The following is a 26782-nucleotide window of genomic DNA, read 5'->3' on the forward strand; positions in this document are numbered from 1 at the left end:
CGAGTCGGGACCGGCCGTTGCCGCTTACGACGTGCCTACGAGCCGAAGTAGGTCAGCACGTTCGTCATCAGCGCCGCCTTGTCCGACGCCGCGCCGTAGCCCTCGAACGGGAAGGCCAGGAACACGACCTTGTAGGCGCCGGCGGCCACGGACAGGCCGTCGGTGTTGCCACCGGCGTCCTTGAACGCCGCGGCCGCGGGGTCGATCGGAGTGACCTGGTCCTCGAAGTTGGCGCCGAGCACGGAGTGGTCCAGCGGGACCGTGCCGAGCCCGGAGGTGACGGGGTTGCCCGCCACCGGCGTGATCGTGGCCGTCGCCTTGTCGTTCTGGGTCTCCGAACCGTCCCAGTTGATGTGCAGGTAGTTCTTCACGAACGGCGTCGTGCCGGCGGCCTGGTCCAGGATGTCCTGGCCCGACAGCATCAGCCGACCGCCGCCGTCCAGGAAGGACGCCAACTCGGTCTCGTACGGGCCGACCGGGTCGGGGTAGCTGTTGGCCGTGAACCAGACGACGTTCTTATGCGCCTTCAGGTACGACTCCGGCAGCACCGGATCCGTGTTCAGGTTCCATGTGCTGAACGACGCCCCAGCCGCCGTGAGGGCCGTCTGGTAGTAGGCGGCACTCGCCGTGTCGGTCGTCTTGCCGTTGTCCACCAACAGCGTGTCGACCGTGACCGCGATGGTGGTCAGGGTCGCCGTGCCCGACACCGTCGGGTCACCCGTCGAGGTGACCGTCAGGGTCGAGTCGCTCTTGGCGTCGTTCGCGGCGGCCGCCGGAACGGCGACCTTCACGCACACGTCGGTGGTGTCACCCGGCTGCACGGTCGGCGTCGTGGTGATCGCCGTCGTGCAGGTCGCGTCGTACACCGTGGTGGCCCAGGTGCCCGTGCCGGACACCGAGTAGGTGTCGGCCTGGTAACCCGCGTTCGTCACGTGCTCGATGTACGTGGCGGACTGACCGACCTTGGCGCCGCCGGTCTGCGTGGCCGGCGCGACCACGACGGCGTGCGCCGGGGCGATCGGCGTGGCGTGCGGGCTGCCCGACGTGTCCACACCCTGCTGCGAGCGCACGGTGATGCCGTCGTTCACGATCGAGCTGACCGACGAGCGCAGCCGCGGGTCGATGCGGGTGCTGTAGGTCAGCTGCACCGAACCGCCGGCCGGAACCGTCAGACCGCTCCAGCGCACCGCATCGTGACGGAGCTGCCCACCCTGACCCGCGAAGGAGAAGGTGGTGTGCTCCGGGATCGGGTCGGTGACGACGACGCCGGTGGCGTCGGCGTTGCCCTGGTTCTTCAGCGTGATCGTGTAGTCGATGTTGCGACCCGGGCCGACCGGCTTGCCGCTGTCGGCCTTGGAGACGACCAGCGCCGGCAGGGCCGTGCGGTTCTGCAGCGTGTAGGCGCCGCGACCGTGCGTGCCGGCCGCGAGGACCCCGTGGCTCGAGTCGTAGTCGAGCTGCCACACGGACACCTTCGGGATGCTGTCGCCGAGGCGCTGCCAGCTGCGACCGCCGTTGACCGTGACGAACGGGCCGACGTCGGTGCCCACGTAGAGCGTGCGGGGCGACGACGGGTCCAGCACGACCGAGTTGACCGGCACGTCCGGCAGGTTGCCACTGACGTCGCTCCACCGCTTGCCGCCGTCGCTCGTCGCGAAGACGTGACCGCGCTGTTGCGGCGTCGCCGCGCCGAAGCCGGCGTAGGACGCGTAGGCGATCCGGTAGTTCGACTTGTCGACCGCGAACTGGCTGACCGGGCGCGCGGGCAGCACCCGCGAGTTGACCCGACGCCACGTCGGCGATGCGGCCGTGACCGCGTCCGGGCTGACCGAGACGACGCCGTCGTCGGAGCCGACGTAGACGCCGTCCCCGCCGTCGGCCACGCCGATCGCGCTGATCAGGCAGCCGCGTGCCCCGTTGGGAGCGGCACCGGTGCAGCCCGTCGTGAGGTCGGGGCTGATCACGTTCCAGTTGACGTCGGCCGCGTTCGGCGTCTCCGCGTTGTCGCTGCGGTAGAGCCGGTAGGTGCCGAGGAACAGCTGGTTCACGTTGCCGCGGTTCTGCACCCACGGGACGTAGAACTCGGCCCGGTCGGTCATGTTGATGCCACCGTCGATGGCCTCGTTGCCGAAGAAGGTGCTGACCGTGGCCGGGTTGTAGCGGTACGGCGAGATGCCGTAGTAGCTGCCGAACACGAAGGCCGCGGCGTTCGCGTTCAGCGGGTTCTTCGTCGACTGGTCGACGATCACCTGGCCGCCGTCACCGCTGGCCTGGTCGAACCACCGCGAGTTGGCGGTCGACTTGCGCACGGTGCCGTTGTCCTGCAGGCCGCCCCAGTACTGGCCGGGGACCTGCGGGACGGTGGCGATGCTGGTGTACTGCGCGATCGCGAGACCGGTGGAGTGGATCAGCGCCGCCGTGTTCGGGTCGACCGTGCCGTTGAGGTCCTCCCAGTCGGACGCGGACAGCGGGTCGCCCGGGTTGTTGCGGCCACCGCCCGTGTGCGACTGCCATACGCCGCCGTCGTTGCCGAGCGCGACGTGCTGCGTGTCGTTCGGCTGGAAGGCGAAGGCGTGGAAGTCCGGGTGCAGGTCGTAGCCGAGGCTCTGCCAGGTGTTGCCGCCGTCCTTCGAGCGGAAGATGCCACCGGACTGCGGCGAGTTGTTGTAGCCGTAGAGGCCGAGCACGTAGACGGTGTTCGGGTCGGTCGGGTCGGGCTTGATGACGTTGTCGTAGAAGCACTGCGTGCCGCAGTAGCCGTAGATCGAGTCGATGCCCGAGCCGGTCGGCGTCGCGCTCCACGAGGCGGCGTCGTCGGTGCTCTTGTAGACCTGGCTCTGGTGGTACTTGTCGGCCAGGTCGAAGTAGTCGAACCCGGTGTAGAGCGTGGCGTGGGCCGCACCGGCCGGGTGCGAGATACCGAGCGAGAACCGGGTGCCGCCCTCGAGGAAGTTGCCGGCCGGCAGGTTGGCCAGGGCACTGGCCCAGGTGGCTCCGCCGTCGGTCGACTTGTAGATGCCGTCGCCCCAGAACGAGGCGTAGAGCACCTTGAAGTTCTGCGGGTCGGCGACCAGGTCGGTCGCGCCGTGCAGCTCGTTCGTGGTGCCCTTGCGCAGCGTCCAGCTCGCGCCGCCGTCGCGCGACTCGTAGACGCCGTACGGCTTCGACGAGGGCGCCGAGACGCGGCGGATGCCGCCGCGGCCACGCACGGTGGCGGCGTAGAGGTGGTTGGCGCTCGCCGGGTCGACGACGATCGAGGTGACCGCCTGCCCGGTGAACGTGGTCGAGACGTGGCTCCAGGTGACGCCGCCGTCGTCGGAGCGGTAGATGCCGTTGCCGCTGTAGCTGTCGCCGGCGAGCGAGCCCTCGCCCGAGCCCATGTAGACGACGTTGTCGTTGCTCGGCGCGATGGCGAGAGCACCGACGGTCTGGGTGTCGGAGTCCTTGGTGCGAGAGGTCCACATCTTGGTGGACGCGTCGTAGGTCCACACGCCGCCGCCGGCGGCACCGAGGATGACCGTGCCGTCCTTGCGGATCGCCAGGGCGCCGATGCGCCCGGCCACGGCCTGGAAGTTGTTGGTGGTGCGACCGTTCTGGACGATCGGGCTGGGCCCGACCTGGTTCCAGGTGCCACCCCGGGTGGCGTAGGAGGTCGCGGCGGTCATGCCCCTGGACTTCACCGACGCGCTCTCCCGCAGCGCAGCGGCCTGGTCCAGGCTCAGCCCACCGCCGTCGCCCGCAAGCAGGCGGCTCTCGTAGTAGGCGTCGCGGAGCTTGTCGAAGCCGGCCTCGTCGGACCCGTCGTCGTGCTCGCCCTTCGGGGTGAGCAGGGTCGGGGTGTCGTCGGCCGGAGCCGGAGCGGCGGAGCCCGGCTGGGCCATCGCCGTCAGGAACGAGACGGCCGTCAGGGCGACAACCGAGGACGCCAACAGCGACGTCGTTCGGGTACGAATCATGCGAATCCCCCACACCGGTGAACGACACCGGACATCGCGGCTCAGATGAGAGCCGTTGAGGAGTCTCGCCTGAGAGGCGTATGAGGCGCAAGATCCTTCGCGGCAGGAAAATATCCTGCGGGCCGGACGGGAGGAGCGCCATGACGGTGCCGTCGACCTCCGGACCCGCCTCTCTCGGCGCCCGGCTGGTGATCACCGCGCCGGGGTCCGCGGCCGGCGGCGCGACACTTCGGGTGCACGGTCGGGTCGAAGTCGGCTCGGACGCACCGCGGATCGTCACCGTCCCGGCCCGATCGCAGCTGCTCATCACCCGGGCCGGACGCATCGTCGTCCGCTCCGACGGTGCGGCCGATCCGGAGATTCCCCTCGTCCTACGGGCCGGCACGAGCCGCCCGGCGCAGGCACTGCCCGTCTCCGTGCGCCTCGCCACCCCCGACGAGGCCCGCCTGCCGCCGGGCGAGTACGCCGTCGTCGGCGTGCTGGCCTACGGCAGTGATCCGCTGCAGAGCGCACCGACCGGCGGCACCGGGCGCGCGTTCGCCCTGGTGAGCGACCCGGTGCCGATCACGGTCGGCTGAGCCGGTCAGGGAGACGGTGGCACCACGTGGTGGCGCTCGCGCGACTGCTTCGGGCTGAGCCAGCCGACCAGGCTCGCCCGCACCCGCCGCTTCAGCGGCAGCGGTGCGACCGCCACGCGCTCCTCGACCGGCGGCGGCGGTGGGCTGGCCGGGTACTCGTGGTGGAAGGTCGGGTGGTCGTGCCAGCAGTGATCGTCCAGTTCGGTCTTGTAGGCGAACTTCAGTTCACACTTGGGGCACTGGTGAATCGACATCCGTCCGACCCTTCGCCGCGGCTGCTCGAACGTCCACGGTAGGCCCGTCGCCGCGCGCCGAAAAGGGTCTTCAGCCTGTGGATCGACCCGCGGCGTGCGCCCGCAGGATCGCCGACCACGAGCGGGGCTTCCGCGGGGCGATCTCGGCGTAGGCGACGCCGTCGCGGACGACGACCGGGTAGCGGGTCAGCCGGTAGTCCGGCGTCGTGCGGCACTCCCCTGTCGCCAGGTCGAAGCGGTACCAGTGCGAGGGACAGACGATCGCGCCGTCGCGGATCAGCCCGTCGGTCAGCCGGCCCTGGCGGTGAGGGCACAGCGCATCCACCACGACGAGTTCATCGACACCGTCGTCGTCCACCGCGAAGACGGCGAAGCGCCGGCCGTCGTGCGCGAACTCCCACCGGCTCCGGCCGTCCGGCTCGCCCAGCGGGATGTACGCCGGCCCGGTCACCGGCACCCGAGCTCGACACTCCCGAGGCGATCGATGCTCGCCACGACCACGTCGCCGGGTTGCACCGGCACGGCCGCGGTCAGCCCGCCGGACAGGATCACGTCACCCGCGCGGAGCCCCTCACCGTCGGCATCGAGGGCGCGGACCAGCCAGGCCACCGCCGCCGCCGGGTGGCCGAGCGAGGCTGCCCCGGACGCGGTCGCGACGACCTCGCCGTTCTTCTCGAGCACCACCCCGACGAGGCGCAGGTCGATGCCGTCGACCGGCCGCGGCGTGCCGACCACGAAACGGCCGGCCGAGGCGTTGTCGGCGACGACATCGGGCATGGTGAACCGGTAGTCGCGGTAGCGCGAGTCGAGCACCTCGATGCCGACGGTGACGCCTGCGGTGGCGGCCAGGACGTCGGCCGCGGTGACGTGCGCGCCGGTGAGGTCGCGGCCCATCACGAACACGATCTCCGGCTCACAGCGGGGTTGGATGTGCGTGCCGGTGACCAGCGCTTCGCCGAGGTCGAGCACGTGCTCGGGGCCGAGGAATCCGTAGATCGGCGCGTCGACGCCGACCTGGGCCTGCTTGGCCCGCGACGTGACGCCGAGCTTCCAGCCCACGAGCGCGCCCGGACGTTGGCGGCGCTGCGCCTGGTAAGCGGTGGCGAGGTCGAGCGCGTCGCCGTAGCGCTCGGTGAGCGAGTCGATGGCGGTGCGCTCGCGCCGGGCCCGGGTCACCTCGTCGGCGAGCAGTTGCGGCAGGGTCGAGGTCGCGGTGCTGGTCATGACGTCCCCTCAGTCCACGACCCGGACGGTGACGGGTCCGAGCCGGTCGAAGTCGGCCCGGAACACGTCACCCGGGGTCATCGGCACGGCGGCATGCAGCGCACCGGTCATCACGAGGTGGCCCGGCTCGAGCGCGATGCCCACCTCGCCGAGCGTGTTGGCCAGCCAGGCGACCACCGCGAGCGGGTCGCCGAGCGCGGCCGCCCCGGCCCCGGTGTCGACGAGCTCGCCGTTGCGGGTGAGGGTCATGCCGACGAGGCGGGTGTCGAGCCCGGTGAGCGGGACGAGCCGGCCGGCGACGGCGACGGCGCCGTTGCTCGCGAGGTCGGCGACCGTGTCGGCCAGCTTGATGCGCCAGTCGGCGAAGCGCGAGTCGACGATCTCCATCGACGCCGCGACACCGGCGACGGCCCGGTGCGCGTCGAGGACGGTGACGCCCGGCCCCTGCAGCCGCTCCCCCAGCACGAAGACGATCTCGGCCTCGATCTTCGGCTGGATGAAGGCCGACGCCGAGATCGCGTCGCCGTCGCGGTAGACGGTCGTACCGAGCACCGGTCCGTAGTCGGGGCTGTCGACGCCGATCATCTTCTGCATCGGCTTGGAGGTGAGCCCGACCTTGTAGCCGACGACGGTGTCGCCCTCGGCCAGGATCAGTCTGGTCAGCTCAGCCTGCACGGCGTAGCCGTCGGCCATGCCGAGGCTCGGGTCCTCGTCGGTGAACGGCTCGATGGGCACCCGGCTGCGGCGCGCCTCGAACAGCGCCCGGGCCTTGCCCTCGACGTCGGTGATGGGCACGTCAGCCACCCTTTCGGAACTGGGCCTCGGGCGACCACCCGAGGCGTCGGGAGGCGGCCTCGCCGGCCTCGACGAGTACGGGCACGAGGCGGCGCCGGGCGGAGGGCCCGAGCCGGGCGAGCGGGGCGCCGATGCTGAGCGCGGCGACCACCTCGCCCTCGGTGTCGCGGATCGGTACGGCGATCGACACGACGCCGAGCTCGCGCTCCTCGACCGCCTCGGCGAACCCGCGTCGCCGCACGGTGGCGAGCTCGTCGGCGAGCCGGTCGCGATCGGTGATGGTGCGGGGTGTCAGCGCGGCCATGGGGGCGACGGCGAGCACGCGGCCCAACTCGTCGTCGTCGAGGTGGGCGAGCAGCACCTTGCCCGAGCTGGTGCAGTTCACCGGCACGCGGCGTCCGGTCTCGGTGAACAGGCGCAGGGTCTGCGGGCTCTCGAGGCGGTCGACGTAGACGACGTCGCAGCCGTCGAGGATGCCGACCTGGCAGCTCTCCCGGGTCTGCTCGCGCAGGGCGGCGAGCACCGGGCCGGCGGCGGCGTGCAGGTCCATGTGCACGCGGACGGCCTCGCCCAGCTCGAACATGACGATGCCGAGCCGGTAGTTGCCGGTCGCCGGGTTCTGCTCCACGAGCCCTTCGGCGACGAGGGTGGTGAGCACGCGGTGGACGCTGCTCTTGCCCAGGCCGAGACGGCGGGCGAGCTCGGAGACGCCGAGCTCCCGCTCGCGTGAGCGGAAGACCTTGAGCAGTCGCGCGGCGTTGCGGACGGAGGAGAGGCCGTCGCTGGAGCCGGTCATCCGGTCGGGGTCCGTTCGGGGGTCCATTGCCTGCGGCCGCCGACGCCGGCGAGCAGCGCCTTGCGGATCTCGTCGGGGTCGGGTGGCTCGGCGTCGCAGGCGCGGGCGAGCTCGATGTTGTGGGGCGCGATCGCCTTGGCCAGCAACGCCTGCGCCCGCGGCAGCCCGGCCCGGGCCGCCCCGGCCAGTTCGTCGACCAGGGCCTCGCGGCCGCGGGCCCGGGAGCGGATGGTGTCGAAGTCACGCGCGATCGACGAGTGGCCGTTGGCCAGGCCGGTGCCGACGTGCGTGGCGTTGTGCGCGGTGAGCCCGGCGCCCTCGCCCGCGACGAAGTGGTAGATCACCGTGCCGATGCCGAGCGCGCGGCGCACCTCGTCGAAGGCCGGCCCCTGCGACTCGTCGACCAACGCGAGCGCCGGCACGACGACCGGGTCGAAGAAGCGCAGCTGCCAGCTCAGCCCGCGGTACTCGCCGTCGAGGGCGACCTCGGGTTCCTGCAGCGGGCCGAGCGATTCGGTGGTGGCGAGCAGGTGTAGCTTGCGGGCGCCGACGGCGGCCACGGTGAACCGCTCGGCGGCCAGCAGCGGCATCCGCCCGCGTCCACCCGCGGTGAAGGTCATCGCCTGGTCGACGTAGGCGCGATGGATCTCGTGGACGTAGCCGGCGACCGCGGCCCGCAGCTGTTCCGGTGTCGGCATGCAGCCTCCGCCCAGCGCGCTCGTGTTCCGTCATCCGGAACGGCTCTCCTGTACATGGAACGGTAGGCGCAGCTAGCGTCGGCCGTCAACACGACCGGGAGGAGACCGCGGTGGGAGTGCTCCGGCTGGCTCACGTCGACGTCCGCACGCCCGACCTCGATCTGTCGACCGCCTACTACAGCGAGGTCCTGGGTCTGAGCGTCGTCCGGCGCGACGACGACGTCGCCTACCTGAAGTGCTGGGACGAGGAGGACCACCACTCGCTGCGGCTGCGCTACGACTCGCGCATCGGGCTCGACTCGTTCACCTTCCGGGTCGAGGCCGAGGACGACCTGCACGACCTGGAGAAGAAGCTCGAGGCCTACGGCTGCGCGGTGCGGCGCGTGTCGCGCGGGGAGGCGGTCGGGCAGGGCGAGTCGATCCGCTTCGAGATCCCGTCGGGCCAGACGATGGAGCTGGTCTGGGAGCTGGAGAAGACCGGCAACCTGCTCGGCAAGCTCAACCCGGCGCCGATGCCCCCACCCACGCTGCCCGGAATCGCGCCGCCGCGGCTCGACCACATGCTCATCAACGCCGAGGAGGTCGGCGAGTCCTATGCGTTCTTCCGCGACGTCCTCGGCTTCCGGATGACCGAGCAGGTGCTCGACGCGAACAACCACCAGCTCGGCGTCTGGCTCGAGCGCTCGCACAGCCCGCACGACATCGCGATCGTCAACGGCCCCAACGGGGCGATGCACCACTTCGCGTTCTGGCTCGACGACTGGGACCACGTGCGCAAGGCAGCCGACATCCTGGCCTACAACGGCGTGCAGATCGACCAGGGCCCGACGCGGCACGGCGTCACCCGCGGCAACACGATCTACTTCTTCGACCCGCTCGGCATCCGCAACGAGGTGTTCACCGGCGGCTACTCCCCCGACCCCGACTTCCCGGCCATCACCTGGACCGAGGACCAGTTCGGTCGCGGGCTCTTCTACTACGAGAACGTGGTCGCGCAGCGGTTCCTGCGCTTCCACACCTGATCGGTGGCCGGCATGTCTGATCGGATTCTCCGTCTGCAGCACGTACAGATCCGGGTGCCGGATCTCGAGCTGTGCACCGCCTACTACACCGAGGTGCTGGGCCTGATCCAGACGGCGCACGAGGGCGACCGCGTCTTCCTGAAGTGCTGGGACGAGCACGAGCACCACTCGGTCGTGCTGCGCCAGGCGCCCACGTTCGGCCTCGACCACATGTCGTTCAAGGTGGCCGAGCTCGAGGACCTCGACCACTACACCGAGCGGGTCGAGGGCGCCGGCATCGCGGTGAAGCGCTATGCCCGCGGCGAGCTCGGCCCGGGGTGGGGCGACGCGATCCGGTTCGAGGCGCCGTCCGGGCACACCGTCGAGCTGGTGTTCGGCATGGAGAAGGTCGGCAACATGCTGCCGCTGTTCAACCCGCCGCCGCGGCCGGGCAATCTGGTCGGCATCGCGCCGCCGCGCATCGACCATCTCTTCATCATGTGCGAGGACGTCGAGGCCGCGACATCGTTCTACTGCGACGTCCTCGACTTCCGGCTCACCGAGCAGATCCTGGCCAACGACGGCCACCAGCTGGCGACCTGGATGGAGCGTTCGCACACGCCGCACGACCTCGCGATCGTCACCGGCCCGAACGGCGCGCTGCACCACTTCGCCTTCTGGCTCGACGACTGGAACGCCATCCGCGAGGCGGCCGACCTGCTGGCGTTCAACGGCGTCCACATCGACATCGCGCCGACGCGGCACGGCGCGACCCGCGGCTACACGACCTACTTCTTCGACCCGGTCGGCAACCGCAACGAGATGTTCACCGGCGGCTACTGGGTCGACCCCGACTTCGAGCCGATCACCTGGACGGAGGAGGAGATGGGCCGGGCCCTCTTCTACTACGCCCGCGAGGCCAACGAGCGCTTCTTCACGGTCCATTCCTGATGAGCGACTTCCGACGGACGGACCGCACCGACGCGCCGCTGTACCTGGCGCGCTACACCGAGCGGCGGCGGGAGCGCGCGGCGGACGAAGGCGGCGCCGACGACGGCACGCCGCTCTACCTGCGTCGCTTCCGCGAGCGGCAAGGCGCCGAACCGTCGCGCACGGTCATGCTCGAGGAGCAGGGCGAGCGCTTCACCCGCCAGTACGCCGAGGTGACGCGCAGCCACGAGATCGTGCCGCCGCCCGAGCGGCGCGAGCGCGACACCTATGACACCGAGATCCGGATCATCCGGCACGGCATCACGCAGGGGTACTCGACCGACGCCGGCCTGACCCCGATGGGCGGGTGGCAGGCGCACCAGCGCGGGCACGCCCTGGCCAAGACGCTCCGCGCGTGGCCCAGGATGCGCATCGTCTGCGCCGACACGAACCGGGCCCGGCAGACGGCCGAGCAGATCCACCGCGGCCTGCTCGACGGGCTCGACCAGTTCGGCCGGGAGAGCGAGATCGCGCCGCCCGAGACGATTCCCGAGCTGGCCAACTTCCAGGTCTGGACGCCGGACGGCCCGCGTGACATCACCTCGGCGTTCCGCCAGTACCAGTCGCAGATGGAGAAGCTGGAGCGCATGGCCGTCGGCGAGCGGCCGCGGTGGCTGGTCGAGATCGACCGCTTCTACCGGACCCAGCTCGGCGGGGCCGACCCGATCCAGCAGTGGCTGACCATCCCGCTCATGTACTTCGAGTCGCCGCAGTCGTGCGTGCGCCGCTTCTGGCGCGGCTTCAACCGGCTGGTCGCCGAATCGCCCGGCAGCCGCATCATCGCGGCCACGCACTCGGGGCCGATCCGGGCGTTCGCGACGTGGGCCCACGGCTACGACCCGGGCGAGCCGGTGAACACCGAGGAGGTCGTGGTGCGCATCCGGCCGCCGCTGCCGAGCGGCGCCCGCACCGCGTTCGTCAGCTACCGCAACCGGGTCACCGAGGTGAACGTGCCCTCGTCCGACGACATGCCGAACTGGGAGTCCTGATGGGTTCGACGAAGGCACTCGCCGCGATCATCGGGCCGGGCAACATCGGCACCGACCTGCTGGCCAAGCTGCGCCGCAGCGACGTGATCGACGTCGGCTACGTCGTCGGGGTCGTCGAGTCCGACGGCCTGGCCCGGGCGCGTGACCTGGGTATCGCGGCCTCGGCCGAGGGGCTCGACTGGCTGCTGGACCAGAAGCGTCTTCCCGACATCGTGTTCGACGCGACGTCGGCGAAGGCCCATCACGCGGCCGCGCCCCGGTTGGCCGAGGCCGGCATCGTCGCCATCGACCTCACGCCGGCCGCGGTCGGCCCGCTGGTGTGCCCGCCGGTCAACTTCGACGAGCACGTCGACGCCCCGAACATCAACATGATCAGCTGCGGCGCGCAGGCGACCGTCCCGATCGTCCACGCAATCTCGTCGGTCGTCGCCGTGCCCTACGCCGAGATCGTCGCGTCGGTTGCCTCGAAGTCGGCCGGCCCGGGCACCCGGGCCAACATCGACGAGTTCACCCACACGACCTCGCGGGCGGTGCGTGAGCTCGGCGGCACACCCAAGGGCAAGGCGATCATCGTGCTCAACCCGGTGGAGCCGCCGATGATGATGCGCGACACCGTCTTCTGCGCCATCCCCGCCGACGCCGACCACGCCGCGATCACCGACTCGATCGAGCGCCGCGTCAAGGAGGTGCAGCAGTACGTGCCGGGTTACACGCTGCGCAACGCACCCCAGTTCGACCCGCCACGCGACGCCTGGGACGGGCACGGCCGCGTCGCCGTCTTCCTCGAGGTGCGCGGCGCCGGCGACTACCTGCCCGAGTACGCCGGCAACCTCGACATCATGACGGCTGCGGCCGCCCGGATCGGCGAGCTCGTCGCCACGCAGCGTCTCGGAGCAGCGGTATGAGCGGTACTTCCCGGCCGGTGCGGCTGACCGACACGACCCTGCGCGACGGCAGCCATGCGATGAGCCACCAGTTCACCGAGGCGCAGGTGCGCGCCACCGTGCACGCGCTCGACGCGGCCAACGTCGAGGTCATCGAGTGCAGCCACGGCGACGGCATCGGCGGCTCGTCGTTCAACTACGGCTTCTCCCGCACCGACGAGATGGTGCTGATCCGCGCGGCCTACGAGGAGGCGACCCGGGCGAAGATCGCGGTACTGCTGGTGCCCGGCATCGGCACGATGGACGACCTGCGCAACGCCCGCGAGGCCGGCGCGTCCGTCGCCCGCATCGCGACGCACTGCACCGAGGCCGACGTGTCGGTGCAGCACTTCGGGCTGGCCAAGTCACTCGGCATGGAGACGGTCGGCTTCCTGATGATGAGCCACCGCACCTCGCCCGAGGAGCTCGCCCGGCAGGCCCGTTTCATGGTCGACGCCGGGGCCGACTGCGTGTACGCCGTGGACTCGGCGGGCGCGCTCGTGCTCGACGAGGCGAAGGCGCGGATCAAGGCGCTGCACGACGAGATCGGCACCGAGGCCCAGGTCGGCTTCCACGGCCACCAGAACCTGTCGCTCGGGGTGGCCAACTCGGTGCTCGCGTTCCAGACCGGCGCACGGCAGATCGACGGCTCGCTCTGCGCGCTCGGCGCGGGCGCCGGCAACTCCCCCACCGAGGTGCTGGCCGCGACGTTCAACCACCTCGGCGTCGAGACCGGCATCGACGTCGGCGGCGTGCTCGACGCGGCCGAGGAGGTCGTGCGTCCGTACCTGCCGCGCTGGCCCAAGGCCGACCGCACCGCGATCGTCCAGGGCTGGGCCGGGGTGTACTCGTCGTTCCTGCTGCACGCCGAGCACGCGGCCGAGCGCTACGGCGTGCCGGCCCACGAGATCCTGCAGCGCGCCGGCGAGAAGGGCTACGTCGGCGGCCAGGAAGACATGCTCATCGACATCGCGGTGCAGCTCGCGCAGGAGCGCGACCTTGCCGCCGTCGGCGCCCGGTAGTGCCCGGCCCCCAGCGATCTTCATGCCGACGCGGCCGCGTGGGTCCGCTGGAGCATGAAGACCCACGACCGAAGGCGGAGACTCGCCCATGAGTGACCTGATCCCGCACGTCATCGACGGCGAGGAGGTCGAGTCGGCCTCCGGTGCGCGCTTCGACACCGTCGACCCCTGGACGCGCTCGACCTACGCCGAAGTCGCGCTGGGCGGCGCGGATGAAGCCGACCGGGCCGTGACCGCCGCCCGGCGCGCGTTCGACGAAGGCCCGTGGCCGCGGATGGGGGCCGCCGAGCGCGGCGCCCTGATCCACCGTCTCGCCGACCTGATCGGTGAGCACGCCGACGAGCTGGCCCGGGCCGACACCCGCGACATGGGCAAGCCGATCACCGACGCGAGAACCAAGGACGTCCCTCGCACCGCGCAGAACTTCCGGTTCTTCGCCGACCACGCGCGGCTCAGCGCGGGCGACGTGTTCCCGATGGACACCGGCCACCACGCCTACTCGCTGTTCCAGCCGGCCGGCGTCGTCGCCGCGATCGCCCCGTGGAACTTCCCGCTGATGCTGGAGTCGTGGAAGGTCGCGCCCGCGCTCGCGTGGGGCAACACCGTCGTGCTCAAGCCGGCCGAGGACACCCCGGCGTCGGCGACGATCCTGGCCCGGCTCGCCCTCGAGGCCGGCCTGCCGCCGGGCGTGCTCAACGTCGTGCACGGGTACGGCCCCGACTCGGCCGGCGCGGCGCTCACCGAGCACCGCGGCGTCGACCGGGTGACCTTCACCGGCGAGTCCGGCACCGGGCGCATCATCGCCCGCGCGGCCGGCGCGAACCTGACGCCGGTCAGCCTCGAACTCGGCGGCAAGGGGGCCAACCTCGTCTTCGACGACGCCGCGATCGACAACGCGATCGACTGGTCGATCAAGGCGGTCTTCACCAACGCCGGGCAGGTCTGCCTCGCCGGTTCACGCCTGTACGTGCAACGCGGCGTCCTCGACGAGTTCGTCTCCCGCTTCGTCACCGCGGCCGAGAAGCTGGTGGTCGGCGACCCGACGGACCCCGCCACCCAGCTCGGCCCGCTCGCGTCCGAGGAGCACTTCATCAAGGTCCGCGGCCACCTCGAGGGCATCCCGGCCGGTGCGCGGGTACTCACCGGCGGGCCGCCCGGCGACGACAGCTGGGTGATCCGTCCGACCGTCGTGCTGGACGCGCCGCTCGACTCGCGCATCGTCCGCGAGGAGGTGTTCGGCCCGGTGGTCACCGTCCACCCGTTCGACACCGAGGCCGAGGCCGTCGCGTCGGCCAACGACACCAGCTACGGCCTGAACGCGATGGTGTTCACCGAGAACCTGTCGCGGGCGCACCGGGTGTCGGCCGCCCTCAACGCCGGAACCGTGTGGGTGAACTGCTTCTTCGTCCGCGACCTCCGGGCCCCGTTCGGCGGCGTCGGCGATTCCGGCATCGGCCGCGAGGGCGGCACGTTCAGCCGGGAGTTCTTCACCGAGCCCAAGGCCGTGGTGATGCAGATCTGACCGTCCCATCCACCGATCTTCATGCCCGAGCGGCCCCGGGCCTCGGGCATGAAGATCGGAACGGGGGTCGGCCGGCCTGAGCCGGGCGTCCCGCCACCGCGCGGGCACTCGGGCCATCTGGGAAAGTGGAGCGATGCGAACGATGGCGCGGTGGTTCGTCCTGCACGGGATCGTGCGGATCGTCACCAAGAAGTGGGCCGAGAAGGGCGATCCGCAGGCCGCCCTCATCTCCGACCCGGAGATCCGGCGCGACCCGTTCCCGACCTATGAACGAATCCGCGCCGACGGTCCGACGCTGCGCACCAAGATCGGCATCATCACCGCCAGCCACCCGGTCGCGGCCGGGCTGCTGCGCTCGGACGACTTTCGCACCACCTCGATCGCCACGAGCGTGCCGCCGCACCTGCAGTGGATCGAGCGGGCGACCCGCCCCGACGCGCTGCACCCCCTGATGCCGCCGTCGCTGCTGTCGGTGGAGCCGCCGAGCCACACGCGCTACCGCACCACCGTCTCGTCGGTCTTCACCGCCCGTGCGGTCGCCGCCATGCGGGCCGACGTGCAGGCCGTCGCCGACCGGCTGCTGGACGAGTTGGAGCACGACGCCGAGGCGGGCCGGCCGGTCGACATCGTCGGGCGTTACTGCGCGCAGCTGCCCGTCGCCATCATCAGCGACATCCTCGGCATCTCCGCGGACGAGCGCGATCGGGTGCTCGAATTCGGCGAGCACGTCGCGCCGAGTCTCGACGTCGGGCTCGGCTACCGCCAGTTCCGCGAGGTCCAGAAGGGCCTCGCCGGGTTCGACGCCTGGCTGGCCGACCACATCGCCGAGCTGCGCCGCGCGCCGCGCGACGACCTGATGAGCCAGCTCATCGCCGCGACGTCCGACGGCGTGCACCTCGACGACGAGGAGCTCCGCGCCACCGCAGGTCTGGTGCTGGCGGCCGGGTTCGAGACGACGGTCAACCTGCTGAGCAACGGCATCCGACTCTTCGTCGACCACCCGGACCAGCTCGCCGTGCTGCAGGCCGACCCGTCGCACTGGGGCACGGCCGTCGACGAGGTGCTGCGCCTCGAATCGCCGGTGCAGCTGACCGGGCGCGTCGCCAGGCGAGACACCGAGGTCGGCGGCCTGCCGATCCTCGCCGGGGAGTTCGTCGCCACCCTGCTCGCCGCCGCGAACCGCGACCCCGAGGTGTTCGCCGACCCGACCCGTTTCGACGTCACCCGGGCCAACGCGAACAAGCACCTGTCGTTCTCGGGCGGCCGGCACTTCTGCCTCGGCGCCGCGCTCGCCCGCCTCGAGGGCGAGGTCGGGCTGCGCAGCCTGTTCGAGCGCTTCCCCGAGCTGACCACCGAGGGCCCGGGCACGCGCCGCCCGACCCGCGTGCTGCGGGGCTGGGCCGAGCTGCCGGTGCGGCTGCGCCCCCGGGTGTCCTCGCCGGCGGCGCTTGGCTAACGTCGGAGGTCGACCCAGCCGGGCAACGACGCCGACACGGACGGAGCACGACCATGACGCTGACGGAGACGGTCATCGGGGGTGGCGCCACCCGCGTCATCGCCCTGCACGGCTGGTTCGGGTCCTCCAACGGCTGGGGCATGCTGCCCGAGCTGATCGACCCCGACGTCTTCACCTGGGCCTTCCCCGACTACCGCGGCTACGGGTCGCGGCGCGACGAGGCCGGTGAGTACACGATCCAGGAGATCGCGGCCGACACCGTCGCCCTGGCCGACCGGCTCGGCTGGGACCGGTTCGCCGTCGTCGGTCACTCGATGGGCGGCTCGGCCGCGCAGCGTGTGTTCGCCGACGTGCCCGACCGGGTGAGCGCGCTCGTCGGCATCAGCCCGGTGCCGGCGTCCGGCGTCCCGTTCGACGAGCAGAGCTGGGGCCTGTTCGACGGCGCGGCGCAGAACGACGACAACCGGTTCGCGATCATCGACTACACCACCGGCAACCGGCAGTCGAAGTACTGGATCGACAAGATGGTTGCCTATTCCGTCGCCGTGTCGACCCGTGAGGCGTTCGGCGCCTACCTGCCGTCCTGGGCGAACTACGACTTCAGCGCCGAGCTGCCCACGCCGTCGATCCCGGTCAAGGCGATCGTCGGCCAGTTCGACCCCGCGCTGGGCGAGGACACCATCAAGGCCACCTGGGCCGAGCAGCTGCCGGGGTGCGAGGTCGACGTGATGACGAACGCCGGTCACTACGCGATGTTCGAGTCGCCCGTGGCCCTGATGACCAGCATCGAGAAGACGCTCGGAGCCTCCATCCACGCGGCATGAGCCGGTCTCTGCACGACCCGCAGACCTACGTCGGCGGCGTGCCGTTCGACGAGATCGAGCGGCTGCGGGCCGCCGGTCCGGTCGCCTGGGTCGACGAACCGGAGCTCCCGGGACTGCCGGCTGGTCCGGGCTACCACCTGGTGCTCTCGCACGAGCTCGTGTCGCGGGTGCTGGCGCGTCCGAAGGAGTTCTCCTCGGCCGCACGGGGCACCCAGATCCGCGACCCGGCGAACGACGACGACCTCGCCTACGTGCGCCGCATGATGCTGAACATGGATCCGCCCGAGCACGCCCGGCTGCGGCGGATGCTGGCCCGCTCGTTCACGCCCCGCGCGGTCGCCGCCCTCGAGCAGCGCATCGCCGGCCACGCCCGGCGCATCGTCGACCGGATGCTCGACGGCCCGGCCGAGTGCGACTTCGCCAAGGACGTCGCCGCCGACCTGCCGCTGCTGGCCCTGGCCGACGTGCTGGGCGTCCCGGCCGAGGACCGCTGGCTGATGTTCGACTGGTCGAACCGGGTGATCGGGTTCCTCGACCCCGACTACGCCGGTTCGGCGGCGTTCGACGGCGCGCGCGGCAGCGCCCTGGCCCGTGCCGCGCTGGCCCTGCGGCCGTCGCCCGACGCCGACGGCCGCATGCCCGACCCGCGCGGACGGTTCGGTCTACCCGACCTCTACCGCTACGCCCACCTGCTCGGCGACGCGAAGCGGGCCGACCCGGGCGCGGACGTCATGTCGATCCTGCTCGCCCAGCTCGACGACGAGGACGGCGCGCTCTCGGTCGAGGAGTTCGAGAACATGTTCTGGCTCTTCGCCGTGGCCGGCAACGAGACCCTGCGCAACGGGCTGCCGGGCGCGATGATCGCGCTGCTCACGCACCCCGACGCACAGCGCGCGCTCCGCGCCGATCCCGACCGCCTCGCCACCGGGGTCGACGAGTTGCTGCGCTGGTGGACCCCGGTGATGATCTTCCGCCGCACGGCGACCGTCGACACGACGCTCGGCGGCACGGCGGTTCGGGCCGGGGACAAGGTGGTCGTGTCGTTCGTCGCGGCCAACCGCGATCCGTCCGTCTTCGACCGTCCGGACGAGTTCGACATCGACCGGCAACCGAACCCGCATCTGGTCTTCGGCCACGGCCCCCACTTCTGCCTCGGCGCGCAGCTCGCCCGCACCCAGCTGCGGGCGCTGTTCACCGAACTGCTCACGCGCACGGAGTGGATCGAGGCAGCCGGCGAGCCCGCCTACCTGCGCTCGAACTTCCAGCGCGGCGTCAAGCGGCTACCGATCCGCTGGACCGCCTGACGACTCGCGCTCCGGCGCGGGTCGGCGCCAGTCGTCGCGCGGCCGGATGAGCCGCGCGTCGCGAGGGGGAACTCGGGCATCGCGGGCGACCCGCGTGGGCCGCGTCAGTGCCGGTGGCCCTCGTCGTACTCGTCGCGGACCTCGTGGGCGGCCTCTTCCTGCTCCTCCCCCTCCTCCTCCAGATCCTTGCGGTGCGCGATGCGGCCGACGACCTCCTTGGCCTTGCCGACCGCGACGTTCTCCCACGTCGCCGGGGAATCGATCTGCTCGTCGTCAGGCTCGGTCATGCGAAGGACGGTAGTCGAAGCGGCGCGCTCAGTCAGGCGCTTCGTCCGGACGCCGGCGCCGCAACTGCTCTTCCTCCGCCGCCAGCTCCTGGCGTCGCCGGACCTGGTACTCGCGGCGCTGGGCCTCGGCCCGCTCGCGCACTTGGCGCAGGAACTGCTCGTCGGCCTCGGGGTCGGTCGCGACGGCACGGCCGGGCCGGTCGTACTCGGGGTAGGCCCGGTCGAGCGGTGAGCCGCCGCGGGCCGGGGCGACGCCGGCCCAGTGGCGGCCCGCGACCAGCCAGGCGATCGATCCGATGTCGGGCAGCAGCAGCACGATGAACAGCCACGCCAGCTTCGGCAGATTGCGCATCTGCGACTCGTCGGTGGTGATGACGTCGATGAGGCAGAAGATCCACAGCCCGACCAGCAGCAGCCCGGCGGCGCCATCCGCGAAGATCATGGCCGGGATGATGGCAGATGCAAGCACGGAACGCACCATTCGTCCCCCGGCCACTCGCCGGGTGAGCCACACTCGTCCCATGATGTCGATCGGGCTGGCCAAGCAACTGCGCGACGCGGGCCTGCGCTGGACTCCCGCCGCCGGTGACCGCTTCGTCGTGGCCGACCGGGACATGGACGAGCACGTCCTGGTCATCGCCGAGATGGTCATCGAGGTCGACGAGCTGCCGACCGGGCGTCTCATCCGGTTCAACGGCACCACCGAGTGGGCGCTCGACTCCATCCGCGAGGAGGACGCCGTCTGGCTGCCGCGCGAGTCGCAGCTGCGCGAGGGCCTGGGCGATCGCTTCCAGAGCCTGGCCCGGGTGGACGGCGGCGCGCGGGTGCGGACGGTCGTCGACGGGGTCGACCGAGCCGTCGAGCACGCGGACGCCGAGCAGGCCTACGGGCTCGCCCTGCTGGACGCCCTGACCCGCTGAGCCGGCTCAGGGCAGCGCGACGAAGGAGGAGATGAACGCGTCGAACGCCGGGCCGGACGGCGCGAAGAGCGAGTAGAAGCGGGTGCTGCCGTAGATCACCACCAACGCGGTGTACCGGCGGCCGCTGCGGTCGGTGATCGTGACCTGCCGGGCCGGACGGTTCTGGAAGGTGAGCGAACGGGCGTCGCTGATGGTCATGGTCGAGGCGACGCCGGACTGCAGCCCGGCGACGGCGGCGTCGAGGGCGCGCGTGACCCGGGACGACGTCACGGCGGGCGAGATGTCGGCCCCCTCGACGACGACCTTCGAGGTCGTGTCGACGGCGTAGGTGAGGGTCAGGTTGCCGTTGCCGGTCACCGCGTAGGTCGACTTGACCACCGGGCGGTGCGGCATGCGCACGGCGAAGTGGCCCGCCTCGGACCGGACGATCAACCCGACACCGGGTGGGATCGCGTCGGGCAGGCTCGCCACGCCGGAGCCGTTCGGCAGCAGGTTCCGGGTGGTGGTCGACTGCTCGAAGATCCGCAGCCCGACACCGGCCAGGATGGCGAAGACCAGCACGACGTAGACGGCGTGCATGAGCCGGCGCCCGCGCCGCTCCCGCGGCCGGACGAATCCCGCCCGATCCTTCGGATGGGAGCTCACGTCGAACGTGCCGGGGGGCGGCGTGGCGCCGCGACTGTCCCACGGCTGCGGCTCGTAGGTGGCCGGCGACTGGTGGCCGGGCGGGACGAGTCGAGTCTCCTCAACCGGTCCCGTCATCGAAAGACATCCCTGTCCATAGCGGCCCTATCGGCGGGCCGCTCGAGGACCTGAGCGCAATCCCTCGACGAGTTACTCGGTGGTGCTGAGCGCGGCCATCGGGCACATGCCGACGCCGTTCTCCACGTCCTTCTCCAGACCCGCCGGTACCGGCTTGTCCTGGCCGATGTTGCTGTAGCCGTCCTCGTCCAGCGTGAAGAAATCCGGCTGGACGGCAGCGCACTGCCCCTGGGCCTCGCAGCGGCCGTTGTCGACACTCACCTTCATGGTGCCATCCTGGCAGCCCGGGCCGTCCGCGTCGCGGTGGACAGATCCGCGCGCCGCTACCGTGATCAGCATGGTCACGCTGCGCCCGTTCACCGAGGCCGAACTCGGCTACTTCGACGATCTGCCCGGCTACGACGACGACCCGTACAGCTTCTACGGCTTCCGCCCCGGCACGTCGGCGCACCTGCGGGGGCCGTGGGCCGAGAACCAGTTCCTCTCCGACTCCAACGGCATGCTCGCGGTCGTCGTCGACGGCGAGGTGATCGGTGACGTCCAGTTCCGCGCGCTGCCCTACGGGCCGCCGCCGATGTCGAACGCATTGAACATCGGTATCCGCGTGCTGCCGGCCTACCAGGGCAACGGGCACGGCACGGCGGCGCAGGCCGCGCTCGTCGAGTACCTGTTCGCGACCTACCCGGTGCACCGGATCGACGCCCACACCGACATCACCAACCGGGCCGAGCAGCGTTCGCTCGAGAAGGCGGGCTTCACCCGCGAGGGCGTGGTGCGCGGGGCGCAGTGGCGCGACGGCCGCTACAACGACATGGTCGTCTACTCGCGACTGCGCACCGACTAGGCCAGCCCGCGGATCGCGCGGGTCGGCGGCCGGTCGCCCCGGATGCTCGTCACCATGTCGAGCACCTGGCGCGTCTCGAGCACCTCGTGCACGCGGTAGACGACGGCGCCGTGCCAGGCGCAGACAGCGGTGGCGGCCAGCGTGCCGATCAGCCGCTCGCCCACGGGCAACCCACCGAGCGTCTCGCCGACGAAATCCTTGTTCGACAGCGACACGAGCACCGGCCACTCGGTGGCGACCATGCGGTCGAGCTCGCGGGTGAGCTGCAGCGAGTGACGCGTGTTCTTGCCGAAGTCGTGCGCCGGGTCGATGACGATCGCTTCCCGCGGGACGCCGAGCGCGAGCGCCCGCTCGGCCAGCCCGACCGTGTGCCGGATCGCGTCGGCGGTCACGTCGTCGTAGGCGACCCGGTGCGGGCGGGTGCGCGGCGTCGCCCGTCCCACGTGGGTGCACACCAAACCGACTGCGAACTCGGCCGCCACCTCGGCCAGCTTCGGGTCGGCGCCGCCCCACGAGTCGTTGAGCAGGTCGGCCCCGGCCTCGCACACGGCCCGGGCGACCTCGTGCCGCCAGGTGTCGACGCTGATGATCACGTCGGGGAACTCGGACCGCACGGTCGCGACGAAGTCGACGGTGCGCCCGATCTCCTCCTCGACCGACACGTCGCCCCCCGGCGCGGCCTTCACCCCGCCGATGTCGACGATCTCGGCGCCCTGGCCGACGACCAGACGCACCCGCTCGAGGGCCACATCGAACGCGAAGGTCGCGCCCTGGTCGTAGAACGAGTCGGGCGTGCGGTTGACGATCGCCATGATCGCCGGCGCCCCCGGGCCGAACTCGCGTCCACGCAGTCGCAGCATCAACTCACCTCGGGGAGATCGGTCGCGGCGGCCGGCGGCCGCTCGCCCACGGGCACCGGACGTTCCTGCCATCTGGCCGTGCCACGGTCGTACTGGCTCAGGACGACCGAATCGCCGACGCCGGTGGGACGCCCGGGCAGCCGCCGGTCGGCCACGCGCAGGATCTCGGCCGCCATCACGCCCAGATCGTGCACGCTCTGGTGCCGGTGCGCCCGTCGGCCCAGGTCGACCTGGGCGATGGCGTCCGGGCCGCGGGCGGCGAGGGTGTCGAGCAGCGTGGCCAGCTCGACGCCGTAGCCGACCGGCACGAACAGCCCCGCGAAGAGGTCCCGGCGGATCGCCCACTCCCCCGCCAGCGGCTGCACCACGGCGCCGAGCTCGGGCCAGTGCAGCGCGAGCAGCGGCCGGGCGACCAGCTCGGTGACCCGTCCACCCTCGGTGCTGGGCCGGTCGCTGGTCTGATCGACGCGGTCGTAGAAGCCCTTGACGAGCGCGACCCCGGGCTCGGCGAGGAGAGGACCGAGCAGGCCGAGGACGAAGTGCGGGCCCCACTCGGTGAGGTCGGCGTCGACGAAGACGAGGATGTCGCCGGACGTGACGAACTGCGACTTCCACAGCGCCTCGCCCTTGCCCGCCTGCACCCCGAGGTCGGCCCGCACGTCGGCGACGCTGTGCACGGTCGCGCCGGCCGCGGTTGCCCGCTCGGCGGTGCGGTCGCCGGAGAGGGAGTCCATCACCACCAGCTCGTCGACGATGCCGCCCAGGTCGTGACCGATGCGCCCGACGACCGAGGCGATGGTCGCCTCCTCGTTGCGGGCCGGGATGACCACGCTGATCCGGGCACCGGTCGCCGCCTTGGCCGCGGCGACGCGGGCGAGCGGCCAGTCGTCGCTCGTGCTCGTCCGTCGGCGGAACCAGTCGGCCGCTCGTGGATCCACCGGTCAACCGCTCCTGTTCGCCGTACTCGGACGTCGTGTCCGTCGATTGTGCCCGTCGCCCTACGATCGCAGGGACGTCCGGGCGGTGCCCCGCCCACAACCGAATGGGAGAGCAGCTGTGCAACTCGATGGAGCGGTAGCCGTCGTCACCGGAGGAGCGTCGGGCCTGGGCCTGGCGACCGTGCGCCGCCTGCACGGCGAGGGTGCCGCGGTCGTCATCCTCGACCTCCCCTCCTCGGCCGGCGCCGAGGTCGCCGCCGAACTCGGTGACCGCGTCCGCTTCGCCCCGGGCGACGTCACCTCCGAGGCCGATGTCACCGCCGCCCTCGACGCCGCCGCCGAGCTCGGCCCGCTGCGCGTCGCCGTCAACTGCGCAGGTATCGGCAACGGCATCAAGACCTACGGCAAGAACGGCCCGTTCCCGCTCGACGCGTTCACCAGGATCATCAACGTCAACCTGATCGGGACGTTCAACGTGATCCGGCTGGCCGCCGAGCGCATCGCGCAGTCCGACGAGGTCGCCGGCGAGCGCGGCGTCATCGTCAACACCGCCTCGGTCGCGGCGTTCGAGGGCCAGATCGGGCAGGCCGCGTACTCGGCGTCGAAGGGCGGCATCGTCGGTATGACGCTGCCGATCGCCCGCGACCTCGCATCGCTGAAGATCCGTGTCGTCACCATCGCCCCCGGCCTGTTCAAGACCCCGCTGCTCGGCTCCCTGCCGGACGACGTGCAGGAGTCGCTCGGGGCGCAGGTGCCGCACCCGTCCCGGCTGGGCGACCCGTCGGAGTACGGCCTGCTGGTCGGCTCGATCATCGCCAACCCGATGCTCAACGGCGAGACGATCCGACTCGACGGCGCCATCCGCATGGCTCCGCGCTGACCGGAAGGCGACGCGATGACCGAGGCGGTACTGACCGAGGACGCGGACGGCGTCCTCGTCATCACGCTCAACCGGCCCGAGGCGAAGAACGCGGTGAACCACGCCGTTGCCGAGGGCATGGCCGCGGCGTTGGACGAGCTCGAGTCGCGCGACGACCTGACTCTCGCGATCATCACCGGTGCGGGCGGCACGTTCAGCGCCGGGATGGACCTCAAGGCGTTCCTCACCGGCGAGGACCCGACGGCGGGTGGGCGCGGCTTCGCCGGCATCTGCCAGAAGCCCCCGCGCAAGCCGCTGATCGCGGCCGTCGAGGGCTGGGCCCTGGCCGGCGGCTGCGAGATCGCGCTGTCGTGCGATCTCATCGTGGCGGCCGAGGACGCGAAGTTCGGCATCCCCGAGGTCAAGCGCAGCCTGGTCGCCGCCGCCGGCGGGCTGCTGCGGCTGCCGCGCCGGCTGCCGCCGTCGGTCGCCATGGAGCTCGCGCTCACCGGCGATCCGCTGTCGGCCGCCGACGCGCACCGCTACGGGCTGGTCAACTCGCTCGCGCCGTCCGGCGGCGCGCTCGACGCCGCCCGCGCGCTCGCGGCCCGGATCGTCCCGAACGGTCCGCTCGCCCTCGTCGCCACGAAGCAGATCATGGCGGCTGCCCTCGACTGGACGATCGACGAGGGCTTCGAGAGGCAGGGTCCGATCATGGCGCCGGTCTTCACCTCCGAGGATTCCCGCGAGGGCGCCCGCGCCTTCGCCGAGAAACGTCCGCCTGTCTGGAAGGGCCGCTGACCGCATGCCGATCGCGCTGACCGACGACCACCGCTCCCTCGCTGCCGTCGCGAAGTCGTTCGCCTCGGCCAACTCGCTGCGCGCGGCCACCCGCGCGGCGCTGACGTCAGGCGTCGAGGTCCGCCCGGCGGCCTGGTCGAAGATGGCCGAGCTCGGCTGGCTCGGCCTGCACCTGCCCGAGGCGTTCGGCGGCTCGGGCGCCGGCCTGCCCGAGCTGGCGATCGTCGTCGAGGAACTCGGCGCCGCCGTCGCGCCCGGCCCCACCGTCGCCGCCGTCACGGGCTCGGCGATCATCGACCGCTGCGGTTCGGCCGAGCTGCGCTCGGCCCTGCTGCCCGCGCTCGCCGCGGGCGACCGGATCGCTGTCTTCGCCGTGGCGCCGGAGCTGAGCCGCGATGTCGACACCGTGTCGGGTGAGGCGAGCATCGCGGGTGGGGTCTGGGCCGATCAGCTGATCCTCGCCGTCGACGACGACCTGATCGTCGTGGCGACCGGGGCCGAGGGGGTGACGGTCACGCCGATCGAGAAGGCGGCCGACGCCTCACTCGGACTGGCGACGGTCCGCCTCGACGCGGTCCGCGGAGCAGTGCTCTCGCATTACGCGAGCACTGCTCTCGCCATCGCCCGCACCGTCGCGAGCGCCGAGGCCGCCGGCGGCGCGCGGGCCACGCTCGAGATGGCACTCGCCTACGCGAAGGTGCGCGAACAGTTCGGCCGCATCATCGGCTCGTTCCAGGCGGTGAAGCACCACCTGGCCAACATGCTCGTCGCGAGCGAGCGCGCCACCGCGGCGGCGTGGGACGCCGCCCGCGCGGTCGGTCACGCCGACGACCCGGGCGAGTACGCCGCGGCGGTCGCGGCCATCGTCGCCCTCGACGCCTACGTCGCGAACGCGCAGCAGAACATCCAGGTCCACGGCGGCATCGGCTTCACCTGGGAGCACGACGCGCACCTCTACCTGCGCCGCGCCATCACCCTCGCCGGCACGCTGCGCGGCGACGCGGAGGCGCAGCTCGTCGGGGCCGTCGCCGCCGGCGTGCGCCGCGACGTCGGGGTCGAGCTGCCACCCGAGGCCGAGAAATTCCGCGAGCAGGCCCGCACCTTCCGGACCGCGTTCGAGGCCACGCCGGCCGAGGAGCGCCGGACCCTGCTCGTCGACTCCGGTTACCTCCTCCCCCACTGGCCGAAGCCGTGGGGTCGGGCCGCCGGGCCGGTCGAGCAGCTCGTCCTGGACGAGGAGTTCGACGGTCTCGACATCCCGCGCCTCGGCATCGGCGGCTGGGTGCTGCTGACCCTGGTGCAGCAGGCCTCGCCCGAGCAGGTCGAGCGCTGGGTGCCGCCGAGCCTGGCCGGTGTGCTGAAGTGGTGCCAGCTGTTCAGCGAGCCCGGCGCCGGCTCCGACGCCGCCGCCGTGCAGACCAAGGCGATCCGGGTCGAGGGCGGGTGGCGCGTCACCGGCCAGAAGGTCTGGACGAGCGGCGCCCTGAGCTGCAACCGCGGGCTCGCCACCGTCCGGACCAACCCCGACGCACCCAAGCATCGCGGCATCACGACCATGGCACTGGATCTCGAGGCCGAGGGCGTGACGATCCGGCCGCTGCGCGAGATCACCGGGGAGGCGATGTTCAACGAGGTGTTCTTCGACGACCTGTTCGTCCCGGACGAGGACGTCGTCGGGGCCGTCGACGACGGCTGGACCGTCGCGCGGGCGACCCTGGGCAACGAGCGGGTGTCGATCGGCGGCGGCGGCGGCTCACTGGCGGCGACGTCGGCGCGCGACCTCGTCACCCTCCTCGACGGCGCGGCCCACGATGCCGGCCGGTCGGCCGAGGTCGGCCGGCTGATCGCCGCGGAGCAGGCGATGCGTCTGATCACGCTGCGCCAGGTCGAGCGCAGCGTGGTGGGCGGACCACCCGGTCCGGAGGGCAACGTCACCAAGCTGCTCAAGGCCGAGCACATGCAGGCGGTCACCGAACTCGCGCTGCGCATCCTCGGCCCGGGCGGCGTCGACGGCCACCACTACCCGCTCCTGCACGAGTACCTGCTCGGCCGGTGCATGACCATCGCGGGCGGCACGTCGGAAGTCAGCCGCAACGTCATCGCCGAGCGCATCCTCGGCCTGCCCCGCGAGGCCGTCGCGAACTGACGTGACTATTCCCGCGCGCGGCGTGGGAAGGCT

The 26782-nt window shown here is 71.7% G+C and carries 28 protein-coding genes; 15 read left to right on the forward strand and 13 right to left on the reverse strand.

Features of this window, described 5'->3' with window-relative positions; genetic code table 11:
- Positions 1-35: 35 nt before the first annotated feature.
- Positions 36-3956, reverse strand: a complete 3921-nt coding sequence (locus tag VGN18_RS12370; protein WP_327539997.1) for a hypothetical protein — start codon at positions 3954-3956, stop codon at positions 36-38.
- A gap of 140 nt (positions 3957-4096) precedes the next feature.
- On the opposite strand from VGN18_RS12370, the gene VGN18_RS12375 reads away from it, so the two are divergent.
- Positions 4097-4534 (forward strand): hypothetical protein, encoded by a 438-nt coding sequence (locus VGN18_RS12375; RefSeq protein ID WP_327539998.1) that lies wholly within the window; start codon positions 4097-4099, stop codon positions 4532-4534.
- Between the two features lie 5 nt (positions 4535-4539).
- Here VGN18_RS12375 and VGN18_RS12380 read toward each other — a convergent pair whose 3' ends face one another.
- From VGN18_RS12380 to VGN18_RS12405, 6 genes are all read right to left on the reverse strand, one after another.
- Positions 4540-4788: a hypothetical protein gene (locus VGN18_RS12380; RefSeq protein ID WP_327539999.1), complete on the reverse strand. Its 249-nt coding sequence runs from the start codon at positions 4786-4788 to the stop codon at positions 4540-4542.
- 70 nt (positions 4789-4858) lie between these two features.
- On the reverse strand, positions 4859-5239 hold the full coding sequence (locus VGN18_RS12385; RefSeq protein ID WP_327540000.1) for a Rieske (2Fe-2S) protein: 381 nt from the start codon (positions 5237-5239) through the stop codon (positions 4859-4861).
- A complete protein-coding gene (locus VGN18_RS12390; protein WP_327540001.1) occupies positions 5236-6012 on the reverse strand; it encodes a 2-keto-4-pentenoate hydratase in 777 nt (258 codons plus the stop codon). The genes VGN18_RS12385 and VGN18_RS12390 overlap by 4 nt, the downstream gene beginning before the upstream one ends.
- Positions 6013-6021: 9 nt before the next feature.
- Positions 6022-6807: a 2-keto-4-pentenoate hydratase gene (locus tag VGN18_RS12395; RefSeq protein ID WP_327540002.1), complete on the reverse strand. Its 786-nt coding sequence runs from the start codon at positions 6805-6807 to the stop codon at positions 6022-6024.
- 1 nt (position 6808) lies between these two features.
- Complete coding sequence (locus tag VGN18_RS12400) at positions 6809-7603, reverse strand: IclR family transcriptional regulator (protein WP_327540003.1); 795 nt, start codon at positions 7601-7603, stop codon at positions 6809-6811.
- The gene (locus tag VGN18_RS12405) at positions 7600-8301 is read right to left on the reverse strand and encodes a hypothetical protein (protein ID WP_327540004.1); all 702 of its coding nucleotides are present in this window, start codon (positions 8299-8301) and stop codon (positions 7600-7602) included. The genes VGN18_RS12400 and VGN18_RS12405 overlap by 4 nt, the downstream gene beginning before the upstream one ends.
- Before the next feature lie 110 nt (positions 8302-8411).
- On the opposite strand from VGN18_RS12405, the gene VGN18_RS12410 reads away from it, so the two are divergent.
- From VGN18_RS12410 to VGN18_RS12450, 9 genes are all read left to right on the forward strand, one after another.
- Entirely contained in the window at positions 8412-9323 is a 912-nt protein-coding gene (locus VGN18_RS12410) for a catechol 2,3-dioxygenase (protein WP_327540005.1), read from the forward strand.
- A gap of 12 nt (positions 9324-9335) precedes the next feature.
- Positions 9336-10253, forward strand: a complete 918-nt coding sequence (locus VGN18_RS12415) for a catechol 2,3-dioxygenase (RefSeq protein ID WP_327540006.1) — start codon at positions 9336-9338, stop codon at positions 10251-10253.
- Positions 10253-11281, forward strand: a complete 1029-nt coding sequence (locus tag VGN18_RS12420; RefSeq protein ID WP_327540007.1) for a histidine phosphatase family protein — start codon at positions 10253-10255, stop codon at positions 11279-11281. The genes VGN18_RS12415 and VGN18_RS12420 overlap by 1 nt, the downstream gene beginning before the upstream one ends.
- On the forward strand, positions 11281-12186 hold the full coding sequence (locus tag VGN18_RS12425; RefSeq protein ID WP_327540008.1) for an acetaldehyde dehydrogenase (acetylating): 906 nt from the start codon (positions 11281-11283) through the stop codon (positions 12184-12186). The genes VGN18_RS12420 and VGN18_RS12425 overlap by 1 nt, the downstream gene beginning before the upstream one ends.
- Positions 12183-13226, forward strand: a complete 1044-nt coding sequence (gene dmpG / locus VGN18_RS12430; protein WP_327540009.1) for a 4-hydroxy-2-oxovalerate aldolase — start codon at positions 12183-12185, stop codon at positions 13224-13226. The genes VGN18_RS12425 and dmpG overlap by 4 nt, the downstream gene beginning before the upstream one ends.
- 88 nt (positions 13227-13314) lie before the next feature.
- A complete protein-coding gene (locus VGN18_RS12435) occupies positions 13315-14748 on the forward strand; it encodes an aldehyde dehydrogenase (protein ID WP_327540010.1) in 1434 nt (477 codons plus the stop codon).
- A 133-nt stretch (positions 14749-14881) separates the two neighbouring features.
- Positions 14882-16204: a cytochrome P450 gene (locus VGN18_RS12440; RefSeq protein ID WP_327540011.1), complete on the forward strand. Its 1323-nt coding sequence runs from the start codon at positions 14882-14884 to the stop codon at positions 16202-16204.
- Positions 16205-16257: 53 nt separating this feature from the next.
- Positions 16258-17028, forward strand: a complete 771-nt coding sequence (locus tag VGN18_RS12445) for an alpha/beta hydrolase (protein WP_327540012.1) — start codon at positions 16258-16260, stop codon at positions 17026-17028.
- Positions 17025-18332, forward strand: coding sequence for a cytochrome P450 (locus VGN18_RS12450; protein WP_327540013.1), 1308 nt, complete (start codon positions 17025-17027; stop codon positions 18330-18332). The genes VGN18_RS12445 and VGN18_RS12450 overlap by 4 nt, the downstream gene beginning before the upstream one ends.
- A 104-nt stretch (positions 18333-18436) precedes the next feature.
- On the opposite strand, the gene VGN18_RS12455 is transcribed toward VGN18_RS12450, so the two are convergent.
- Both VGN18_RS12455 and VGN18_RS12460 read right to left on the reverse strand, forming a co-directional pair.
- The gene (locus VGN18_RS12455) at positions 18437-18619 is read right to left on the reverse strand and encodes a hypothetical protein (protein ID WP_327540014.1); all 183 of its coding nucleotides are present in this window, start codon (positions 18617-18619) and stop codon (positions 18437-18439) included.
- A 28-nt stretch (positions 18620-18647) separates the two neighbouring features.
- A complete protein-coding gene (locus VGN18_RS12460) occupies positions 18648-19061 on the reverse strand; it encodes a PLD nuclease N-terminal domain-containing protein (RefSeq protein WP_327540015.1) in 414 nt (137 codons plus the stop codon).
- Positions 19062-19140: 79 nt separating this feature from the next.
- On the opposite strand from VGN18_RS12460, the gene VGN18_RS12465 reads away from it, so the two are divergent.
- Positions 19141-19539 carry a hypothetical protein gene (locus VGN18_RS12465; protein WP_327540016.1) on the forward strand — a complete coding sequence of 133 codons (399 nt, stop codon included), beginning with the start codon at positions 19141-19143 and terminating at the stop codon, positions 19537-19539.
- Positions 19540-19545: 6 nt separating this feature from the next.
- Here VGN18_RS12465 and VGN18_RS12470 read toward each other — a convergent pair whose 3' ends face one another.
- Entirely contained in the window at positions 19546-20301 is a 756-nt protein-coding gene (locus VGN18_RS12470; RefSeq protein WP_327540017.1) for a hypothetical protein, read from the reverse strand.
- 72 nt (positions 20302-20373) lie between these two features.
- Positions 20374-20568 (reverse strand): ferredoxin, encoded by a 195-nt coding sequence (locus VGN18_RS12475; protein WP_327540018.1) that lies wholly within the window; start codon positions 20566-20568, stop codon positions 20374-20376.
- Between the two features lie 70 nt (positions 20569-20638).
- Here VGN18_RS12475 and VGN18_RS12480 point away from each other — a divergent pair, with 70 nt between their 5' ends.
- Positions 20639-21145 carry a GNAT family protein gene (locus VGN18_RS12480; RefSeq protein ID WP_327540019.1) on the forward strand — a complete coding sequence of 169 codons (507 nt, stop codon included), beginning with the start codon at positions 20639-20641 and terminating at the stop codon, positions 21143-21145.
- Here the strand turns inward: VGN18_RS12480 and folP are convergent.
- The gene (folP, locus tag VGN18_RS12485; RefSeq protein WP_327540020.1) at positions 21142-22005 is read right to left on the reverse strand and encodes a dihydropteroate synthase; all 864 of its coding nucleotides are present in this window, start codon (positions 22003-22005) and stop codon (positions 21142-21144) included. The two genes, VGN18_RS12480 and folP, sit on opposite strands and share 4 nt — an antisense overlap.
- Positions 22005-22943: a glucosyl-3-phosphoglycerate synthase gene (locus tag VGN18_RS12490; protein WP_327540021.1), complete on the reverse strand. Its 939-nt coding sequence runs from the start codon at positions 22941-22943 to the stop codon at positions 22005-22007. Before VGN18_RS12490 ends, folP begins: the two co-directional genes overlap by 1 nt.
- Positions 22944-23061: 118 nt before the next feature.
- Between VGN18_RS12490 and VGN18_RS12495 the strand changes: the two genes are divergently transcribed.
- From VGN18_RS12495 to VGN18_RS12505, 3 genes are read left to right on the forward strand one after another with little or no spacing between them, the layout of a single operon-like run.
- Positions 23062-23823 (forward strand): 3-hydroxyacyl-CoA dehydrogenase, encoded by a 762-nt coding sequence (locus tag VGN18_RS12495; RefSeq protein WP_327540022.1) that lies wholly within the window; start codon positions 23062-23064, stop codon positions 23821-23823.
- 15 nt (positions 23824-23838) lie between these two features.
- Positions 23839-24603, forward strand: coding sequence for a crotonase/enoyl-CoA hydratase family protein (locus VGN18_RS12500; RefSeq protein ID WP_327540023.1), 765 nt, complete (start codon positions 23839-23841; stop codon positions 24601-24603).
- Between the two features lie 4 nt (positions 24604-24607).
- Complete coding sequence (locus tag VGN18_RS12505) at positions 24608-26749, forward strand: acyl-CoA dehydrogenase (protein WP_327540024.1); 2142 nt, start codon at positions 24608-24610, stop codon at positions 26747-26749.
- Positions 26750-26782: the final 33 nt, after the last annotated feature.

Origin of the sequence: Jatrophihabitans sp. (assembly GCF_036000465.1) — a bacterium.
Lineage (GTDB): Bacteria > Actinomycetota > Actinomycetes > Mycobacteriales > Jatrophihabitantaceae > Jatrophihabitans.

Bases quoted from the DNA above. Each gene is read 5' to 3' on its own strand.
- VGN18_RS12500 (WP_327540023.1), top strand. From the start codon at position 23,839: ATGACCGAGGCGGTACTGACCGAGGACGCGGACGGCGTCCTCGTCATC.
- VGN18_RS12460 (WP_327540015.1), bottom strand. From the start codon at position 19,061: ATGATCTTCGCGGATGGCGCCGCCGGGCTGCTGCTGGTCGGGCTGTGG.
- VGN18_RS12390 (WP_327540001.1), bottom strand. From the start codon at position 6,012: ATGACCAGCACCGCGACCTCGACCCTGCCGCAACTGCTCGCCGACGAG.
- VGN18_RS12400 (WP_327540003.1), bottom strand. From the start codon at position 7,603: ATGACCGGCTCCAGCGACGGCCTCTCCTCCGTCCGCAACGCCGCGCGA.
- VGN18_RS12505 (WP_327540024.1), top strand. From the start codon at position 24,608: ATGCCGATCGCGCTGACCGACGACCACCGCTCCCTCGCTGCCGTCGCG.
- VGN18_RS12415 (WP_327540006.1), top strand. From the start codon at position 9,336: ATGTCTGATCGGATTCTCCGTCTGCAGCACGTACAGATCCGGGTGCCG.
- VGN18_RS12425 (WP_327540008.1), top strand. From the start codon at position 11,281: ATGGGTTCGACGAAGGCACTCGCCGCGATCATCGGGCCGGGCAACATC.
- dmpG (WP_327540009.1), top strand. From the start codon at position 12,183: ATGAGCGGTACTTCCCGGCCGGTGCGGCTGACCGACACGACCCTGCGC.
- VGN18_RS12435 (WP_327540010.1), top strand. From the start codon at position 13,315: ATGAGTGACCTGATCCCGCACGTCATCGACGGCGAGGAGGTCGAGTCG.
- VGN18_RS12445 (WP_327540012.1), top strand. From the start codon at position 16,258: ATGACGCTGACGGAGACGGTCATCGGGGGTGGCGCCACCCGCGTCATC.
- VGN18_RS12470 (WP_327540017.1), bottom strand. From the start codon at position 20,301: ATGACGGGACCGGTTGAGGAGACTCGACTCGTCCCGCCCGGCCACCAG.
- VGN18_RS12450 (WP_327540013.1), top strand. From the start codon at position 17,025: ATGAGCCGGTCTCTGCACGACCCGCAGACCTACGTCGGCGGCGTGCCG.
- VGN18_RS12465 (WP_327540016.1), top strand. From the start codon at position 19,141: ATGATGTCGATCGGGCTGGCCAAGCAACTGCGCGACGCGGGCCTGCGC.
- VGN18_RS12405 (WP_327540004.1), bottom strand. From the start codon at position 8,301: ATGCCGACACCGGAACAGCTGCGGGCCGCGGTCGCCGGCTACGTCCAC.
- VGN18_RS12420 (WP_327540007.1), top strand. From the start codon at position 10,253: ATGAGCGACTTCCGACGGACGGACCGCACCGACGCGCCGCTGTACCTG.
- VGN18_RS12440 (WP_327540011.1), top strand. From the start codon at position 14,882: ATGCGAACGATGGCGCGGTGGTTCGTCCTGCACGGGATCGTGCGGATC.
- VGN18_RS12455 (WP_327540014.1), bottom strand. From the start codon at position 18,619: ATGACCGAGCCTGACGACGAGCAGATCGATTCCCCGGCGACGTGGGAG.
- VGN18_RS12475 (WP_327540018.1), bottom strand. From the start codon at position 20,568: ATGAAGGTGAGTGTCGACAACGGCCGCTGCGAGGCCCAGGGGCAGTGC.
- VGN18_RS12380 (WP_327539999.1), bottom strand. From the start codon at position 4,788: ATGTCGATTCACCAGTGCCCCAAGTGTGAACTGAAGTTCGCCTACAAG.
- VGN18_RS12480 (WP_327540019.1), top strand. From the start codon at position 20,639: ATGGTCACGCTGCGCCCGTTCACCGAGGCCGAACTCGGCTACTTCGAC.
- VGN18_RS12375 (WP_327539998.1), top strand. From the start codon at position 4,097: ATGACGGTGCCGTCGACCTCCGGACCCGCCTCTCTCGGCGCCCGGCTG.
- VGN18_RS12370 (WP_327539997.1), bottom strand. From the start codon at position 3,956: ATGATTCGTACCCGAACGACGTCGCTGTTGGCGTCCTCGGTTGTCGCC.
- folP (WP_327540020.1), bottom strand. From the start codon at position 22,005: ATGCTGCGACTGCGTGGACGCGAGTTCGGCCCGGGGGCGCCGGCGATC.